General features: G+C 44.3%; 19 protein-coding genes. 14 read left to right on the top strand and 5 right to left on the bottom strand.

Translation table 11 applies throughout. The annotated features are described in order from the left end of the window. The first annotated feature begins 27 nt into the window (after positions 1-27). Together CBI30_RS07885 and CBI30_RS07890 are read left to right on the top strand one after the other, a co-directional pair. Positions 28-228, top strand: coding sequence for a hypothetical protein (locus CBI30_RS07885; RefSeq protein WP_088527753.1), 201 nt, complete (start codon positions 28-30; stop codon positions 226-228). Positions 229-266: 38 nt separating this feature from the next. After that, a complete protein-coding gene (locus CBI30_RS07890; RefSeq protein ID WP_088527754.1) occupies positions 267-647 on the top strand; it encodes a VOC family protein in 381 nt (126 codons plus the stop codon). A 45-nt stretch (positions 648-692) separates the two neighbouring features. Here CBI30_RS07890 and CBI30_RS07895 read toward each other — a convergent pair whose 3' ends face one another. Continuing rightward, the gene (locus tag CBI30_RS07895; protein WP_088527755.1) at positions 693-2,243 is read right to left on the bottom strand and encodes a cryptochrome/deoxyribodipyrimidine photo-lyase family protein; all 1,551 of its coding nucleotides are present in this window, start codon (positions 2,241-2,243) and stop codon (positions 693-695) included. A gap of 353 nt (positions 2,244-2,596) precedes the next feature. Between CBI30_RS07895 and CBI30_RS07900 the strand changes: the two genes are divergently transcribed. Next, a complete protein-coding gene (locus CBI30_RS07900; RefSeq protein WP_158009068.1) occupies positions 2,597-3,244 on the top strand; it encodes a glycosyltransferase family 2 protein in 648 nt (215 codons plus the stop codon). A gap of 4 nt (positions 3,245-3,248) precedes the next feature. Here the strand turns inward: CBI30_RS07900 and CBI30_RS07905 are convergent, their stop codons facing one another. Genes CBI30_RS07905 through CBI30_RS07915 form a run of 3 tightly spaced genes read right to left on the bottom strand, consistent with a single transcriptional unit; the run spans position 3,249 to position 4,844 of the window. Beyond that, the gene (locus CBI30_RS07905; RefSeq protein ID WP_072584047.1) at positions 3,249-3,644 is read right to left on the bottom strand and encodes a dihydroneopterin aldolase; all 396 of its coding nucleotides are present in this window, start codon (positions 3,642-3,644) and stop codon (positions 3,249-3,251) included. A 22-nt stretch (positions 3,645-3,666) separates the two neighbouring features. Continuing rightward, positions 3,667-4,350, bottom strand: coding sequence for a GTP cyclohydrolase I (folE, locus tag CBI30_RS07910; protein ID WP_072584048.1), 684 nt, complete (start codon positions 4,348-4,350; stop codon positions 3,667-3,669). Positions 4,351-4,370: 20 nt separating this feature from the next. Further along, positions 4,371-4,844 (bottom strand): glutathione peroxidase, encoded by a 474-nt coding sequence (locus CBI30_RS07915; protein ID WP_088527757.1) that lies wholly within the window; start codon positions 4,842-4,844, stop codon positions 4,371-4,373. A 1,046-nt stretch (positions 4,845-5,890) separates the two neighbouring features. Here CBI30_RS07915 and CBI30_RS07920 point away from each other — a divergent pair. The 6 genes from CBI30_RS07920 (at position 5,891) to CBI30_RS07945 (ending at position 12,294) form a co-directional block, all read left to right on the top strand. Next, positions 5,891-7,363 (top strand): arylsulfatase, encoded by a 1,473-nt coding sequence (locus tag CBI30_RS07920; protein ID WP_088527758.1) that lies wholly within the window; start codon positions 5,891-5,893, stop codon positions 7,361-7,363. Positions 7,364-7,395: 32 nt separating this feature from the next. After that, positions 7,396-8,907, top strand: coding sequence for an arylsulfatase (locus tag CBI30_RS07925; RefSeq protein ID WP_088527759.1), 1,512 nt, complete (start codon positions 7,396-7,398; stop codon positions 8,905-8,907). A gap of 64 nt (positions 8,908-8,971) precedes the next feature. Then, positions 8,972-9,889, top strand: a complete 918-nt coding sequence (locus CBI30_RS07930) for a SphA family protein (RefSeq protein WP_088527760.1) — start codon at positions 8,972-8,974, stop codon at positions 9,887-9,889. A gap of 4 nt (positions 9,890-9,893) precedes the next feature. After that, positions 9,894-11,006, top strand: a complete 1,113-nt coding sequence (locus CBI30_RS07935) for a formylglycine-generating enzyme family protein (RefSeq protein WP_088527761.1) — start codon at positions 9,894-9,896, stop codon at positions 11,004-11,006. A 25-nt stretch (positions 11,007-11,031) separates the two neighbouring features. Further along, positions 11,032-11,835 carry a hypothetical protein gene (locus tag CBI30_RS07940; protein ID WP_088527762.1) on the top strand — a complete coding sequence of 268 codons (804 nt, stop codon included), beginning with the start codon at positions 11,032-11,034 and terminating at the stop codon, positions 11,833-11,835. Between the two features lie 90 nt (positions 11,836-11,925). Continuing rightward, positions 11,926-12,294: a phosphoribosyltransferase family protein gene (locus CBI30_RS07945; protein WP_240553541.1), complete on the top strand. Its 369-nt coding sequence runs from the start codon at positions 11,926-11,928 to the stop codon at positions 12,292-12,294. Positions 12,295-12,605: 311 nt separating this feature from the next. Here CBI30_RS07945 and CBI30_RS07950 read toward each other — a convergent pair whose 3' ends face one another. Beyond that, positions 12,606-12,932, bottom strand: a complete 327-nt coding sequence (locus tag CBI30_RS07950) for a MarR family transcriptional regulator (RefSeq protein WP_088527764.1) — start codon at positions 12,930-12,932, stop codon at positions 12,606-12,608. Between the two features lie 466 nt (positions 12,933-13,398). On the opposite strand from CBI30_RS07950, the gene CBI30_RS07955 reads away from it, so the two are divergent. Genes CBI30_RS07955 through CBI30_RS07975 form a run of 5 tightly spaced genes read left to right on the top strand, consistent with a single transcriptional unit; the run spans position 13,399 to position 17,716 of the window. Continuing rightward, positions 13,399-14,562, top strand: coding sequence for an ABC transporter permease (locus CBI30_RS07955; RefSeq protein ID WP_088527765.1), 1,164 nt, complete (start codon positions 13,399-13,401; stop codon positions 14,560-14,562). Next, positions 14,562-15,329, top strand: a complete 768-nt coding sequence (locus CBI30_RS07960; protein ID WP_088527766.1) for an ABC transporter ATP-binding protein — start codon at positions 14,562-14,564, stop codon at positions 15,327-15,329. Before CBI30_RS07955 ends, CBI30_RS07960 begins: the two co-directional genes overlap by 1 nt. Beyond that, positions 15,326-16,240 (top strand): MlaD family protein, encoded by a 915-nt coding sequence (locus CBI30_RS07965; protein WP_088527767.1) that lies wholly within the window; start codon positions 15,326-15,328, stop codon positions 16,238-16,240. Before CBI30_RS07960 ends, CBI30_RS07965 begins: the two co-directional genes overlap by 4 nt. Then, positions 16,237-16,887, top strand: coding sequence for a PqiC family protein (locus CBI30_RS07970; protein WP_088527768.1), 651 nt, complete (start codon positions 16,237-16,239; stop codon positions 16,885-16,887). Before CBI30_RS07965 ends, CBI30_RS07970 begins: the two co-directional genes overlap by 4 nt. 43 nt (positions 16,888-16,930) lie before the next feature. Continuing rightward, positions 16,931-17,716, top strand: coding sequence for an SDR family oxidoreductase (locus tag CBI30_RS07975; protein ID WP_088527769.1), 786 nt, complete (start codon positions 16,931-16,933; stop codon positions 17,714-17,716).

A 17,716-nucleotide genomic window follows, 5' to 3' on the forward strand; every position in this document is an offset into this window, starting at 1 on the left:
ATATTACAAAAGCAAAAGCCGTTAGCGATGCCTCTCCGAAATTCACCAAGTCAGATACGAGACTTAGATGATCTCAGTCAAATAAGTCATATTGTTGCTGACAAGCGCAGGGGTCAACGCTCATTAGCCAAGAAATCAAGGCGTAATCGACATTACGAAAAACAATTTATTCGTAATACGCTCACGCGTGCATCTATTAATCCATCTGAAGGGCCGATAGAGTCTTGAGTTGCATCACTGTATTAAATAACTTAATAGGAAGAATCATGTTTAGTCACATTATGTTGGGCGCAAATGATTTAGAAGTTTCAAGGGACTTCTATGATGCCGCTTTAGGAGCTTTGGGTATCAAAGCCGGGAGCTTTAGTCATGACAAATACTTTTATCGCGGTCCTGGCGGAGTCTTTGCTATTACTAAGCCTATTGATGGTAACGAAGCTACTCATGCCAATGGCGGCACAATCGGCTTTAGTGCCAAATCAATCGCTGATGTAGATGCATTCCATGCCATCGGTGTTGCTCATGGAGGTACTTCCTGTGAAGGTGACCCTGGCTACCGAGAGGGTGTCGCTGGCACTGTATATATTGCTTGGCTCAGAGATCCTGCTGGCAATAAAATCTGCGCAATGCATAGGCCACCGAAATAAGAGCTTACCTCGCTAGGGTTAGGTTGGGTTGTTAGGCGAGATTGGCTAAAACTCAAGGGTCAGCTGTGGGCTTGCCTCTGTAGTTTTAGCTGAAGATTTTTTACGTATGGAACCGCCTGCCCGAGAAGCATGTTTATCGACAACTGATTTTTTGCCAGCCCGAACCTCCGATAGGTTACGTCTAGCATGTAGGCGATCTTTAGATAGCTTTGTAGCAACAGCAATATCTACTAATGGTTGGGGGATGTCTCTACCAATATTGTTTTGTACTTCTTGAGGCATATTCCAGGGTTCAAAAAGCCACATATCAGGTACTTGGCGCATATAGGGAAGCCATTTTCTTACGAAAAAGCCCTTTTGATCATGGTCTTGCGCTTGCTTGATCGGGTTGTAAACGCGTGTCACATTGATTCCGGTCGTACCCGATTGCATTTGTAATTGGCTCCAATGGATTCCGGGTTCATAGTCCAAAAATTGGGTAGATAACCAATCTCCTACAGGTTTCCAGTGCAACCAAAGTGGGTAGGCCGCAACTGAGACTAGCATTGCGCGCATTCTAAAATTGAGCCATCCTGTTTCTCGCAGCATGATGACGCAAGCGTCCACCATGGGCCAACCCGTCTTACCATCCTTCAAGGCATTGAAGTAGTCGTCGTTAAATTCATTTTCGCGTAATGCATCATATCCACGGTGCATATTTCGCCACTCGATTTCAGGCTCGCTCTCCAACTTTTGAATAAAATGACAATGCCAATACAAGCGACTCATAAAAGCAGTTAAACCTGACTTTCTTCTACTGGCATCTGGAGACATTTGAAGCAGCTCTTCATTTGTTGCTTGCACTACTTCCCTGATGCTAAGACACCCATAAGTTAGATACACAGATAGTCGAGAGCATGCATCTGGGGCTGATAGAGGCGATGAAATCCCACCTCGGTACCACATACTTCGCTGCTTCAAAAAACTATTAAGGGTTCTAAGTGCAACCGATCTTCCACCGCGTTGTCTTAACGGTGGATTATGTCCTAGGTGCGCAGGTGCCTGCATCGTAGATGGTGTCAGATAATGAGCGCTAGGGTTCGGCACTGGCACACTAGAAAGCGGAGCTTTCCAAAATTGAATGGGTGGTAGTTCACATAAAGGTGCTTCCATGTGTTTTTGCCAATTAGCTTGCCATTCATTACGATTTTTTAGTCCTCTAGTAACTCCAAACTGGGTATATTGACCCCAATGAATGCCACGAGACTGACACCATTTACTAACGTCTCGATCTCTGGAGTAAGTCAATCCATTGCCAGTTTCCTGATGAGAATGCAAACCCTGAAAAGGATTAGCTTCCCAGATGTTATTTAGCACTTCAGTAACTTCACCTACATGGATTTCGATAGTGCCGCCGCGTAAACGAAGCTGGGTATCGAGGTCGTGAAGGGACTCCCGAATAAACTCAAAATGTTGGAGGGCAACATCAGGCTGCATCCATAACGTTGGCTCAAGCACGTAAATGCAGCGAATTGGCCCTATCTTTGCAGCCTCGACAAGAGCGGCATGGTCCTCACAGCGCAAGTCACGCTTAAACCAAACCAGTTGATAACTCATAATTAATTAGTAGAGAAGATGAATTCAGACTAATAATAGTTCGAAATTAAGCTCATTGAAATACAAAATTTCATCATATAAGCCTTTGGGAAACTTTGCCTAGTCAGTGACTCTATATTCGATTTAAAACTTACAAAAAAGCGCCTTTCAAATAAAAAGTGAAATTTGAGTATTTAAGCGTTACTTTGAGTAACTCTGGGCAAAAAATGTGTAATGTAATCTCTACGCTTTTTCATGCTACTTCAACTAAATTTGATGGTTTTTGTTTATGTGCTGAGCTAGCCCTGACTAAAATTAAGGTATTTACTGCTTATGTTAGTCTTGCGCACTTTTGTGCTTTAATGCCTTCCAATATGATCACCGTTGTTATTGCTTCCTACAGATACGGACACCTTGCAGCGCATTGCATTGAGTCCCTGCTATCTCAAACTAAAGCTCCCTCTAGAATTCTATTTGTCGACGATGGGGCAGATGATTGCAGGCACCTCCCTAATTTATATCCTGATATTGAGTATATTTTGAGGCTTCAGAATTTAGGTACGGTAGATAACTTTCATGATGTGCTGATGAGGGTGGACACGGAATATGTTCTGTTCATTGGAGCTGATAATTGGCTGAGATCTGATGCGATTGAATTACTTTCAAATGCCCATGCTGATATTGTCACTTATGACATTGTGGTTACTGGGGAGCTAAAGGAAGAAATTCATGATCGCGTGCCTGGGGAGACTAAACCTCACCAAGGAGATCTCTACTGGGATCGAGGTGGAAAGCACCATGGCTCGATGATGTATCGCACGGCCTTAGGCCAGCAAGTCGGCTACAAAAGAAGGTATGTGGATGGTGTGCACCCACAAGAGGATTGGAATCTTTGGGATAAGATGCGCGAGCAGGGCGCTTCTGTAGCCAGTCTGAATGAAGGCCTTTTGTACTATAGAAGGCACCGTGAAAATTTTCTAAAGTATGACCATCTCGTGGATGCTCTTGAGGAAGAGACTTAAGGGTCTAAGCCAGTGCTGTTCTCATGCTGCTTAGGCTGCTTTCATCAACGAATAGCTTGATCCCTAACACTCCTGAGCCCCTCAGTGCCGGTGTTTTCCTAAGGCTAATTTCTAGAGACTCAATCTCAAGATAGCTTGCACATGCTTCAACTATTCTGGTGGTTAATCTTTCTTGGGTCTCATAATGCCCATCTGCGGCCAATCGATCAATTTCAATTACAAGTGGGTCGTAGTCAAACACCCTATTCATGAAATCTTCTGAGATCAAGATGAGCTTTGGATTAATCCAAAGCGTTAGATTAAGTAAATGCTGATCAGGAATAGCATCCCCTGGAGCATACGTACCAATTTGAGTATTTAGTCGGAGATCTTTTAATTCTATGCAGGCCGTTGATGACATTTGGTGCTCTCGGGTAATTTCATTAATTGGGTTTAATCAATGATAAAAATTCTCGACGCAAATTGGGGTCCTTTAAGAAGGAGCCACGCATCACGCTATTGATCATCTTCGAGTCTGGGTCCTTAACGCCACGCCACTGCATACAGAAATGATCCGCATCCATCACGATCGCAACACCCGTCGGCTTGACCTTCTTCTCAATCATATCGGCCAGCTCAACTACCGCTTCCTCCTGAATTTGAGGTCGACACATTACCCATTCGGTAAGTCGTGAATATTTTGATAGCCCAATAAGAGCTGAGTTTTTATTGGGTAAAATGCCAATCCAAACTCTACCCATAATGGGGCAAAGGTGATGAGAGCAGGCGCTTCTTACGGTAATTGGGCCAATTATCATCAACTCATTTAAGTGGCTGACATTAGGAAACTTGGTTAGCGCTGGCTGCTCAACGTAACGACCATTAAATACTTCCTTTACAAACATCTTGGCAACCCGCCTACTTGTATTTTGAGTGTTATGGTCACTCTTAGTGTCGATAACAAGACTTTCTAAAACGGATTGCATTTTTTCTGCAACCTCGTCGATAAGCCCATCTAGCTCACCAGGTTTAATGAAATCAGCAATATTGTCATTTGCGTGAAATCTAGCTTTCTTTACTTTAATCCTTTTGCGAATTATTTCTGATAGTGGGGTGCCATCGTTCATAAATTATTTCTTATCATGCTTTAGAGGAGTTTTTGAATGTCAGTACGCATGCTCTTCGGTGTAGTGGCCGATGCAAACCTATTTACAGGGATGCCGTCCCTACCAATAAGAAACTTAGTAAAGTTCCACTTAATTGCTTCTGTTCCCAGTATCCCGGGAGTAGCAGCTTTGAGATAGTTAAAAAGAGGGTGAGCGTTAGACCCGTTCACATCAACTTTCTTAAAAATAGGAAAGCTTACGCCATAGTTTGTTTTACAAAACTGTCCGATCTGTTCAGAGCTTCCTGGCTCCTGACCGCCAAATTGATTGCAGGGAAAGGCTAGGATTTCAAAATCATTCCCACGAAACTCTTCATATAGAGATTGAAGTTCTTGATATTGGGAGGTGAATCCACATTTGCTTGCCACATTGACTGCAACCAGCAGTTTGCCAGCATAGTCCATAATGTTTTCTTCGCGACCGTCAAGGCGCTTTAAAGGGATGTCGGGAAGCATCGTTTATTTGTTTGCTCAGATATAAATTTTCTTTAATTTATCTGAAAATGACGACCCTTGCAGGGCGGTTAATTAATAGGGCTTTTTTACACTGGTTTAGCTACTCAAAAGTTATGCAAACAGCTGTGTAGTTTCGTAGTGCTGAGGCTAGGAGATTTATTGTGCCTGATGCTAAATCGAGTGTCAGCTATCAATATAAGAAGAGGGAGAAACCAGTTAAGCACCCCACACTTGCTTCGATATACGCGAACATTATGATGGCAAAGAAATCTTTGTAATTGGTAGGGTATTTAGAGATGAGTATGGCCGCTACTTTGCTGGATCCTAGATTAGATGGCCGCATATTAGTCTGCACTGGCCTTTTAATGAGGAAGGTTATAGGATTTTAGTTAAGACGCGCTACGGCGGGGTTTTCTTTGTGTGTCAGCTTTGGGTCGGGCTCTGCCGATTTGACTTAGGTAGGACGAATGGCATGTTTGCATCCAAAAGCCGCCCGACATATTTTTTGAGGGCTTAAAAAATTAAATGCAAGGTTAAAGATTAAGACTATTTTCTTTGCGAGCAAATCAAGCACTGAACAGTAAAAAGAAAGTTTGCATAAAGAGGCTCTAAATTTGTACTACTGAAAAGATATCAAACCAATATAAACAATGGGTTAGGAGGGTCTAACCTGCAATTCAGTAGTACAAATCAAATATCGTAAGTCATTGATTTATATAGGTATTACGGTACTCCGACGTATGGGCTACGAACCAAGGGGTCGTGGGTTCAATTCCTGCCAGCCGCACCATTTTTATAAGGGCTCCCAGTTTGGGAGCCCTTTTCATAGGCAATAGGCAATAGGCAATAGGCAATAGGCAATAGGCAATAGGCAATAAGCAATTTAATTGTTGGCAAGCAAATCGAAAATTCATCCTCCAGCTAAAACAAGAGGTTTTCTTTTCTGCTTACTTTGATAAAATACTGTCAATTTCCTTGAGCTGATTTAGTATTTAGCTAACTCTACGCCTTAGCTCTGGTGATATATCTATCCTTGGGGGCATTAAATGAAGCTGAGTAAATTAAAGCAGTTAACTGTTGGCTTGTCTTTAGCAATTTTTCTGGCTTCCGCAACCACCTCTTTCGCACAAACTGCTTCTACTCAAAAGAAGCCAAATATTGTTTATTTTCTTGTTGATAACACGGGCTGGGGATCATTTGGGGTATATGGTGGAACAGTGCCCACTCCAAATATTGATAAGTTAGCCAGTCAAGGTATTCGCTTTAATAACTACAACGTTGAGGTGCAGTGCACCCCATCTCGCTCCGCCATCATGACCGGTCGTATGCCAGTGCGTTCTGGAACTTATACAGTCCCTTGGCCGGGTCAAGGCAAGGCTGGTATGGCGCCATGGGAGTACACCATCGCCAAACTCTTATCTGATTCTGGTTATGCTACCGCTCTGTATGGTAAGTGGCACTTAGGCAATACGCAAGGTCGTATGCCTAATGATCAGGGTTTTGATGAATGGTGGGGCACCCCCGATACATGGGATGAAGCCGGCTATACACAGTGGCCTTTATTCAAGGAGAGTGGAGTTCCTGTTCCAATGCTCTGGGAAGGCAAGAAGGGTCAGCTATCCAAGCCGGTAATGCCACTAGATTTAAAAGTTCGTCCTATTGTGGATGAAAAATACATTATTCCTAAGACGGTGAATTACATTAAGAAAAATGCTGCTGAGAATAAGCCATTCTTTGTGTATGTGGGCTACTCTGAAGTCCATCCACCGGTTATAGCAAATCCAAACTTCGCCGGCAAATCAACTGCTAGAGGTGGAGTTTATGCGGATGTCATTGCTGAAATGGACTATCGTGTTGGCCAGGTAATGCAGGCAGTTAAGGATGCTGGTGTTGAAGATAACACCATATTCATTTTCAGTAGTGACAATGCTGGTGGCGGTGCGATTCCGCAGGATGGTGGTGCAACCAATGGACCATGGCGCGGTGATTTCTTCAACGTGCCGTTTGAGGGAAGTATGCGTGTTCCTGCAATGGTTCGTTGGCCTGGCCACGTTCCTTCAGGTGTGGTTACCGAAGAGATGTTTGCTGCAGTTGACTGGATGCCAACTATCGCTGGCATGGTTGGCTCATCTAATTTGGTTCCTAAAGATCGACCCATTGATGGTATTGATGCCTCAAATTTCATGTTGGGTAAGAGCAAAACTACGGGTCGTGATCTCTACCCATTCTTTGGTATTGATGGTGAGTTAATGTCGATTAAATGGAAGTTGTACAAGACGATCTTCCGGTATGCGCAATCTCCTGTGTCGATACAGCAACCTTATGTAAAACCGCAGATTCCAATGATTTACGACTTGAGTAGTGATCCGCATGAAGATAACAACCTTATGTATACGGATCTGACCTTGGGTTGGGTTTATGCCCCAAGCTTTAAGTGGATAGAGGGCTATGAGCAAAGCGTGAAGAAATACCCAAATATCAAGGTCGGCGAAGATTTCAAGGGTTACGCAAATAAATAGGCAATTGCATTAATAACACCATGGGAATTGGAATGTTTTTAAAAAGAATGTTGATTGGCGTCTTGTCTATTTCAATAGCTGCGCCAACCGTATTTGCGCAATCAGCGCCCAAACAAAAGAAACCGAACGTTGTTTTTATTCTTGCTGATAATGTAGGTTATGGAGACATGGGGCCCTACGGTGGCGGTGAACTACGAGGCGCTCCTACGCCACGCACTGATGAATTAGCCAAGAGTGGGCTGAAGCTGACCCAGTATTTGGTAGAGCCAGCATGCACACCATCTCGTGCTGCATTAATGACCGGGCAATACTCTATTCGCAATGGTTTGTCGCTTGTTGCAGAGGCTGGCACTCCTAGTACTTTGCCAGGCAAAGCCTACACAATGGGTCAATTGTTTAAAGATGCAGGTTATGCAACCGCAATTTTTGGAAAATGGCATTTGGGTAGCGCACCAAAAAGCTTGCCTGGTGCTCACGGATTTGATCAGTATTACGGTTTACCGCCGGATGTCTCTTGGGACTCTGCCACCTATGTTGCACAAGCTATACAAACACATTCCTATCCAAATGTACCCGATAAGGTTTTATATGAAAAGGGACCTTGGATTACTCAGCAAAAGGGAAATGGACCGATTCAGCGTGTGAAGCCATTTACGATGGAGGTCAGAGCAGAGATTGATAATGAATTGACTGAAAAATCAATTGCATTCATGAAGCAGGAGAATGCAGCTGGTAAACCATTCTTTCTTTATCTGCCGTTCTCAATGGGTCACTCACCGAATCTTTCATCAAAGCAGTTCGCTGGAAAGTCCCGCATTGGTCAGTACGGTGACAAATTGATGGAAGGGGATTATCACGTCGGACAAATTATGGATGCCCTCAAAGAAATGAATATTGAGGACAATACTATTTTGGTTTTTGCCTCTGATAATGGTAGCACTGGCCAATATATGATGACTTATGATCGATTGGGTCTTGGTGCTCCTGACATGGGATCAAATGGGCCATTTCGTGGGGATCTAGGCGAGGCTACGGAAGGAGCTGTCCGGACCTTTTGCTTTATTCGCTGGCCTGGTCATATCGCTCCAAATACCTCTTCATATGCCATGTTTTCGATCATGGACTTTATGCCAACCTTTGCTGCTATCTTAGGCGCTAAGCTACCAACAGATCGAGCCATTGATGGAGTGAATCAATCTGATATTCTTACTGGTAAGAGCAAAATAGGTAATCGCGAACATTTAATTTCATTTATTGGCGCAGATTTAGTGGCAGTTCGCTGGAAGCAGTGGAGAATGTATTTTAGGGATATGAATCGTACGGGCACGGGACAGCAAATGCTTGGCGGCATAGCTGCGAATTCAGTTCCAATGTACTACCCTAAGGTTTATAACATTGAAATGGATCCGCATGAAGATTTACAGTTAGTAAATTACGAATCAATTTCAGTTAACGCTTTCAAAGCAATTCAAGAGTATCTTGCCTCGGTTAATAAGTTCCCTAACCCCCCACCTGCTAACTTAACCAACTTTAATCAGCGTTAAGAGGGAATGTTGAGTGCATAGCCAGCTCTGCAAAGGAAGTTTAGGAATTTTCTCTAAACTTCTTTTGATTTCAATCAGCTTCTTTTCGTCACAATCAGTATTGGCAGATGAGGGCGGCGTTCCATTTTGGATGTCTGGGCAATACGCAAGCATGGCAGCAGTCCCAATGGCAACTGGTTGGTCCTTAGTGGCGATGCCTTATGTCTATAGCGGTAATGCAGACAAGTCAAAAATATTTCAACGCGGTACAAGTCTAAATGCTGGTGTAAGTACTAGAGAATCTTTAGTTTTAATGCAGTTGGGATATGTTGCAGAAGAAAAGATTCTCGGTGGACAGCCCTATATAGGTTTAGGTTGGGGCCCAGGCTCAAATACCACTTCTGCATCCGTAAGCATTACAAATCCCAATACTCAATTTAATCGCTCGAACACAAGCAATGGAAGTACTGATATCTATCCGCTGGCTAGCTTGACGTGGAATCAAGGAAACAATAATTTCAAGACTTATATGACTGGTGATATTCCACTAGGCACCTATAACTCAACGAGTCTTTCGAGTATTGGTATTGGTCATGCAGCCATGGATGCAGGTGGTGGCTATACCTACTTGAATAATACGACTGGCCTTGAATTTTCTGGGGTGCTAGGCGCTACTTATAACTGGATAAATTCTCAAACCAATTACCAGAATGGCATTGATTCCCACCTAGACTGGTCCGTTTCACAATTTGTGTCACAAAGCTGGCAAGTGGGTATTGCGGGGTATGGCTACTACCAGCTCACCGCTGACTCAGGAAGTGGAAATAGGGTAGGCGCTTTTAAATCTCGAATTGCGGCTATTGGCCCACAGATTGGCTACCTATTTAATATTGGTACGAAACAGGCCTATATCAATTTGCGCGCTTATAAAGAGTATTGGGCTCAGAATCGGGTTGAAGGCTATGCAACGATTGCGACCATTAGCATCCCACTAGGAAAGTAGCAATATGAAGAATGTTCAACGCTGGGTGTTATTAATTGCGGTCTTGGCTACTTTGAGCTTATGTGCGTATTTGGTCTGGAGTAATTTATTTTCAAAACCTCAGCAAGCAATTCCGGATATCCATCTCGGTGATGGTATTAACGGTCCCAAAGGAATGGCATGGATTCCTAGTGGTGAGTTTTTGATGGGGAGCGATTCAAAAAAAGCACAGGCTAATGAGAAGCCTACGCATAAAGTAAAGGTATCAGGATTTTGGATGGATACCACTCACATCACCAATGATCAATTTACGCAATTTATAAAAGAAACAAATTACAAAACTACTGCAGAGCAAGTTCCTGATTGGGAAACGATCAAAGTGCAATTACCACCTGGAACACCCAAGCCTCCCGCTTCAGTATTGGTGCCGGGAGCAATGGTTTTTGTTGGTACGAAAGCTAAAGTGAATCTGAATGATTACTCCCAATGGTGGGCATATGTGCCCGGTGCTGACTGGAGACATCCAACCGGCCCCAAAAGCAATATTGATGGAAAAGGAAATCATCCTGTAGTTCAAGTGAGCTACGAAGATGCTTTGGCCTATGCTAAGTGGGCCGGAAAAAGATTGCCTACAGAAGCAGAGTGGGAGTTTGCTGCGCGAGGAGGGTTGAATCAGGCCACTTATGTTTGGGGTGATCAGCTGGAGCAAGAAGGAAGACTACCGGCCAATATTTGGGATGTGAAAAAACAAGCTTTCCCAGTGGTGAGTCCTAAGGCTGGCGGCGCGGTTGGCACTAGTGCGGTTGGAACCTTTCCTCAAAACGGTTATGGCCTATTTGATATGACGGGTAATGCATGGCAGTGGGCCGCTGATTGGTATCGCTCAGATTATTTTGCGATTCAAGCTAAAGAGTATGGCAATAGCGTGATTGATAATCCCCAAGGACCTAGCAGCTCATATGATCCAGATGATTACGGCGTTCCTGCTAACGCCCCTAAAAGAGTCATTCGTGGGGGATCATTCTTATGTAACGAGGATTACTGCCAATCCTATCGTCCAAGTGCGCGGCGTGGCGCGGATCCTTATAGCCCAATGTCGCATTTAGGTTTTCGGCTGGTAAGTGACGCAAGTCGTTAGGAAATGGCTACAAACCTTACTCATCATGAAAATTTTTGTACCTATTTTATTCTGCCTTTTTGTTTCAGTGGCTTACGCAGAAGACTTGCTTGTACCTGTTTCTAAATTCGATAATGATTCGCAACAATTGGTTGATAGTAAAGTCTGGGAGTTGTGGGGGCTCCACAATTACAAAGGGGATGATAAATATCAAAATACGGCGCTCTTGCGCTACTACCATCCGCTACAGACTGATGCATGGCGCGGTCGTATGCGTATAGATGCTTCACTTGTATCAAACTCTGACTCAACATCATCAAATAACAATGCCGCTCAATATACGCTTGGCAATACATTGGTTACTGTTTGGGGTCAAGATAACTACTTTTTAAAACCACTTGGGGCATTGTTTGGAGGACGCCTTAGTTTACCGTCTGATACTAATGGGCAGTGGGCGGTAGGTCCGCAGTTGGGATGGAGTTTCTTACCTGAAGTTAATAACGCACTCAACGTTAGTAGCTTTTCACCCTTATTAAGATACATGTATGGTTTTGATCGAAAGAATAATAGTTTTGGAACTAAGCCTCCCCAACCCACTCTTCAGAGAAATCTTCAAATATATCCAATAATTAGTTTTCAGCTTTCTCCGAGCACGATACTGCGCATGTGGGACCAAAATGAAATTATTTATAACTCTGCAGGTGGTGGTTGGTTCGTACCGATCGATGCCATGATTAGTCATCGCCTAACGGAAAGCCTAGTTTTTTCTATTGGAGCAAGCAAGCAAGTGGTGCAAACTTATAAACAGTACGATTGGTCAACATACGCAAAGGTATCGTTGAATTTTTGATTCGACATGAGACATCTATATCTATTGGAGAGTCTCAAATAATTTTTGTTAGCAAGTGATTGACCCCTTTGGATCAAGTGGCGCCCTGCTGTGCAGCATCATCTGGATTATGCCGTTGCAAAAAAAGTGCGAACGGGAGACCGAGAGGTTGAAGTGACTTTACCTTCGATGAGCGTTCAAGGTCGACCAGTGATTTTGCTCGATGATATTGCCAGTAGTGGCCATACCTTGGCACGTACTACAGAACTTTTGCTACAAGCAGGTGCCCAGACTGTTGATGTTATCGTGACCCACGCCTTGTTTATGGGGTCCGCATTAGAGCTGGTAAAGCGGGCGGGTGTTTCTGAGGTCTGGAGCACGGACTGTATTGATCACCCCAGCAATGCCATTAGTATGTTGCCTGCTATGGCACGGGCCTGGAATCGTGTAATTTGGAACATGGCGGATCCACTTAATTAAATAGAATATCGATATTTTTAGTACATATATTTCATTTCATAGAAAATATAAAATGAAAATTATTTGAATAATTCCCTATCAATCATTTTGTTTGGCTGGGGGTATTAAAGGATTGCCGTTGCATATGGCACGTATGGGGCTGAGGATATTTATCAGTACTGGCGCTGATGGGATTTGAAATCTATCGCTAGCACTCAAAAAGTAGATTTAAATATCGGGGATTATTTTGGCGATAGAAATAAAGTTTCTATGTGAAGCCACTACATCAGTCGTCTAGAGTAAGGGGAGATCTTGCTGTGTTAAGCCGCTACTTACTGTGCAGACTGGGAGCAAGCTATCAATAATTTATCTAGGCGTTTAAATAAGGACACGCTCTTTGGGGCTAAGCTAATGAACTTACTCCGTCCATCGGCCCTGTAAGAGGTGTAGCGCAAATAACCGGCCCTTTGAAGGTTGGTCAGCGCAGCATGAATAGTTGCTTGAGAGCCAAGGTTTGCGCAGAGGATGATATCCATTACGCGCATCGGAGTCTGGATATCTTGCCCCAAAATCTCTACAAGAATTCTTCTCTCTCGCTCAGGCAAGCCTTTCCACAACTTTTCTTTTTCAATAGCAAATCGGTGGTGGGGGCTCAACATATTGGTACATGATACCCAACCTTTCCGCTTGAGTACGGATTTATGACCTTGATAGTCACGCCCCGCAGCCTTGCTTACACGATGCGCCGCTCACTGAGCTCATCACGTAAGATTTTCTAGGTTTTGAGTCCTGAGCTCATCAATTGATACCATTCATCGGCACTTTGATGCCCCTCAGTGAATTCATTAATCTTGGCAATTCCTTGGCTTGACCCTATAAATACATGATTAAACATGGATTAAGTTAGTAAAAAGGGGGTTAAAACAGGCCAAGGATTAAATTTATATAGTGCAAATTATTCTCTTAACCCGTTAATTTATATAGATATTATCTTGCTCTGAGAAGGGGCTGTGAACTCAGCAAGCGCGGGATTAATTCCTGTTGGCCATAGCAAGCTCGCGCTCAACCCTTTATCCTTTTTGGGTGTTTCACGGTCATTTCACATAGATCCCTTATAGTTTGCCTATGAGCATTGCAGCCCCCATTTCTTCAGCAGAACCCCCGGTCGCCGTTTGGACGCAAACTGATGCCGCTCACGCCAAAATTTCCCTAGCAGGCAAGATTAATGTCTACTCTCTAGGCGGTGTTTGGACTCAAATTCGTGATGCTCAAGATGTCTGGCTTAAACAAGGCGCAAGCCAATCCTTGGTATTGGACGCCTCTCAGATTGCTTCTTTAGATGTAGCGGGGATTGCTTTTTTAATTGGTGTCGAAGAGGCCCAGCAAAAATCAGGTGGGCAGTTTGAGATTCAGGGCCTGGATCCAAAATATCAACCGCTCTTGCAAGAGTTTGATCCGATTGGCAATTTATTTCCCGTGCCCACCGTAAAACCAAATAGAGGTTTTATAGTGAGTACCGGCATGGCTGCGCAGAATTTACTGGATGACGCGCGCGGCCTCATTACTTTCGCTGGTCACTTAGCTGCAGATTTAGCGTGGTCCATTCGCAATATTAAACAAGTACGTTGGGGTGATTTTGTCAACGCTGCCGTAGAAGCCGGTATTGCTGCTTTGCCAATCGTTGGCTTAGTTTCCTTTTTGATTGGTGTGATTTTGTCCTTTCAGGCAGCTATTGGTATGGAGCAGTTTGGCGCCGTCTCATTTGTTGGGCCGTTAGCTGCATTGGGTATTGTTCGTGAGATGGGTCCTTTGATTACCGCCATTCTGTTGGCTGGTCGTTCATCTGCCGCCTTTGCTGCTGAGATTGGAACGATGACCGTCAATAGTGAAGTGGATGCATTGGTGACTGGAGGCTTGAGTCCAATTCGCTTCTTGGTTGTACCAAGAGTTTTAGCAGGTATTTTGGTGGCGCCAATACTGACCTTATTTGCTGACATCGTCAGCATCTTCTCATCTATGTTAACGATGCAAATTTACGGCATTCCCTTTATCAATTTCTACAACGGCATGTTAGCCGCCGTGGATGTAGAAGATATTCTTTCCGGCCTATTAAAGGCCACCTTATTCGGAGTAGTGGTTTCTGCGATGGGCTGTTTACGAGGTATGCAAACCGGTACTGGTGCTGCTGCTGTCGGTATTTCTGCGACACGTGCGGTCGTGAGTAGCATTGTCATGATCGTATTGGTGGATGGCATCTTTGCTTACATCTCTTACAGGACAGGCTTCTGATGGACGCTCTTGATAACGTAATCGACGTCCAAAACCTTACCGTAGGTTATGGCTCCAATGTACTCTTACAAAATCTCAATTTCTCTGTAAACAACGGAGAAATCTTTGTCATTTTGGGCGGGTCAGGTTGTGGTAAATCTAGTCTTCTCAAGAATTTATTTGGCCTGTATCAACCGCTCGCCGGGGATGTACTGATCGAAGGTCAAAACATCACTACTGCGCAGGGTGCTGAACGTCAAAAGATCATGACGAGCTTTGGGGTGATGTATCAGCAGGGCGCCTTATTTGGTTCCATGAATTTGCTTGATAACGTGACGCTCTTTATGGAGGAGTACACCCAGCTCACCCGCGATCAAATGAACTTATTGGCTCGCTGCAAGTTGGATTTGGTTGGTCTTCTTCCATACGAAACTTATATGCCCAGTGAAATCAGTGGCGGCATGCAAAAGCGCGCCGCAATTGCACGGGCAATGGCTTTAGATCCGAAGATTCTGTTCTTAGATGAGCCTTCAGCGGGCCTTGATCCTATTACCTCTGCTGATCTAGACAGTACGATTTTGGACCTCTCGAAAAATTTAGGCTTCACGTTTGTGATTGTTTCTCACGAGTTGGCAAGTATTTATTCCATTGCCGATACAGTCATCATGTTGGATAAGGATGCCAAAGGCATTATTGCCGAGGGTGATCCAAAGGTATTAAGAGATACCAGTAAAGATCCTAGAGTGCATCAATTCTTTAATCGCATCATGAGCAAGGACGCAGCATGAGTAATAACTCCAATCCTAATTATTTCCGCTTGGGCATTTTTGTCCTAGCGGCAATTGGTGCACTACTTACCATTGTGTTGATCTTTGGTTCTGGACAGATCTTTAAAAAATCATTCATGATTGAAACCTATATCAAGCAATCGGTGACGGGTTTGGATGCTGGTGCAGCAGTGCGTTTTCGGGGTGTCAAGATTGGTCAGGTTACTTCGATTAGCTTATCTGGTGATGTCTATGAAAGAGAAATACCGATGCCACAGCGTCGGGAGTATGTTGTCGTGCGGATGCAAATCTTTGGCGACAAGATTGAGCTAAGTCATTTACAGATTTACCTGAAAGATAACCTGCGTGCCCGCATTAAGTCTATGGGTATTACGGGGGTTAATTATGTGGAATTTGATTTTTATGCAAGTGCGGCCCAATATGCCCCACTCCCATACTCATGGGAGTCCGAGTATCCGGTCGTTCCGTCCATGCCCAACCAAGCGGATGAAATTATTTCCGGCATTCAAAAACTCATCGGTGCATTAAATGAAATGGATGTGGATGGGACTCAAAAGAAATTTGATGCGCTCTTGGGTAACCTCAATAAGCTCATGGCAGGTGATGGTAAAGATAATTCTGGTCTTATTCACTCAGTCAAGGATCTAAATATATTGCTAGACCGCATTGCTAAAGTGACCGATAAGGATCAGCTCAATATCTTGATGCGTGAATTGGTCGCAGCCATGGTTTCTTTGCGTCAAACTGTGACCAGCGTTCAAGGGGATACGACTGCCACCTTAGAGAACTTACGTCAAGCAAGCGAGCAGTTAAATGAATTTACCCGCGTAGCTAGCCAATCACCATCCACTTTAATCTGGGGTGAGCCTCCTGCACGTATTACGCCCCCGATGAATGGAGCTCAAAAATGAGAATCCAGACCATGAAAAACTTCGCTAAGCTTGCCGCTGTTGGCTTGATCATGACTGCTTTAAGTGCCTGCTCTCTGCCCAAGAGACCCGCACTAGAGGCAGCCAGTTGGATGGTAGCGCCAGAGCGAACCGGCGCACCTTATAAGCCGCGAACAGATCTTTGGCTCAAGATGGGCCCCGTAACTACAACCCCTCCATTTGATGGCAAGTCTTTGATCTACCGTTTAGGTGATCAACGCTACGAAAAAGATTTCTACAACATTTACTCTGCACTACCAAATGAGATGGTGGGTAATGCCACACGTCAGTGGATGAACAGCGCCCAAATCTTTTCAATGACAGTGGGGCAGGGAAATGGCTTCTTCCCGTATTACATCTTGCAGATTTCTGTAGAAGAGTTTTATGGTGACTATCGCGTCCGTCCTGAGGCTGTGGTATCAGTAGAGTTTTTCTTGACCGCTACCGATCCTCAAAAGCGTAATCCTGTGATTGGCAAAAATCGCTATACAAAGAGAATCGCACTTAAAGACAATACCCCTCAAGCATTGGCGTTAGGTCAGCAAGAGGCCTTGGCCCAAATTCTGAAGGAGTATGAGCTTGTGCTTTATAAATATGCGGGTAACCTGCCCCCACCTCTAGGGCAGTAGTCATTCTGGAATTGCAGTACCTATAAAAAAAGATGGAGAAGACATGGATTTAGGGCTCAAAGGCAAGGTTGCTTTGGTGATGGCATCGAGCCGTGGTTTAGGCCAGGCAATGGCAGTATCTCTGGCACGTGAAGGCGTCAAGGTAGCGGTGACTGGACGTAATGCGGAAGGCCTTAAAAAATCAGTGGAGTTAATTGAGGCTGCTGGCGGTAAAGCCCTGGCTTTAAGCTGGGACTTGAGTGATAACTCAGTCATTGACGCCTTGGTGTCTAAAGTAGAGCAAGAATTGGGTCCAATTGATATCTTAATCAACAACACTGGTGGGCCAGCACCAACCCCTGCCGCAGGACAAGATCCAGTCCTCTGGCAAAAGAGTTTTAATGACATGGTTCTATCGCTCATTAGCATTACTGATCGAGTTCTACCGGGAATGCGTCAGCGTAAGTGGGGCCGCATTATTACCAGCACCACCTCTGGCGCTATTGCCCCCATTAAAAATCTAGCGATTTCTAACACTTTACGAGCAGCGCTACTAGCGTGGTCTAAAACCTTGGCGGCAGAGGTTGCTGCTGAAGGCATTACCGTAAACGTCATCATGCCGGGGCGTGTGGCAACAGATCGATTGCGCCAGCTTGATGAGGCACGTGCCCAACGTGAAAACGTGAGTTATGACTCAGTAGTACAGGCCAGCTTGAAACAGATTCCCATGGGACGTTATGGTGATCCACAGGAGTATGGCGATACAGCTGCATTTTTAGCCAGTCAAAACGCTTCCTTTATCACTGGGTCAGTGATCCGTGTTGATGGTGGTCAAATACAAGCAATTTAA

Origin of the sequence: Polynucleobacter aenigmaticus, from assembly GCF_002206635.1 — a bacterium.
GTDB classification, from domain to species: Bacteria; Pseudomonadota; Gammaproteobacteria; order Burkholderiales; family Burkholderiaceae; genus Polynucleobacter; species Polynucleobacter aenigmaticus.